Here is a 363-nt window from a genome sequence, read left to right as displayed (position 1 = left end):
GCGGAACGCAAAAAGACTAAGGTATTTCCGGTAAAAGATACGACACCGCTGCTACGAATGTACAAAAAACTGGCCCGCACCTGTACCGAAGGCGCAGGCTTGGATATCTAAGCAGTCACCTACGCAGCCGGTAGTTATAGTCAGATAAAAAATAAAGAGGAAAGCAGGCGATAGCATGGCAAAGAAGACAATTAATGATTTTGCGCAAATGGTGGAAAATGGAGAGAAGATTGTATATTTGACGGCATATGATTATCTTACGGCTAAAATGCAGGAAAAAGCCGGGGTTGATATGATCCTGGTGGGTGATTCGCTGGGGATGGTGTGCCTGGGTTATGATACCACCTTCCCGGTAACAATGGA

1 protein-coding gene is annotated in these 363 nt (G+C 45.5%); it reads left to right on the top strand.

All coding sequences use genetic code 11. The features are described 5' to 3' along the window. Positions 1-175 precede the first annotated feature (175 nt). The coding region (locus GT1_RS21935; protein ID WP_188400495.1) for a 3-methyl-2-oxobutanoate hydroxymethyltransferase at positions 176-363 on the top strand (188 nt) is incomplete at its 3' end.

It is taken from the genome of Sporomusa sp. GT1 (genome assembly GCF_014634905.1).
Lineage (GTDB): Bacteria > Bacillota > Negativicutes > Sporomusales > Sporomusaceae > Sporomusa > Sporomusa sphaeroides.
The sequence above is the reverse complement of the archived record's forward strand: the minus strand, read 5'-3'. Positions and strand labels throughout refer to the sequence as shown.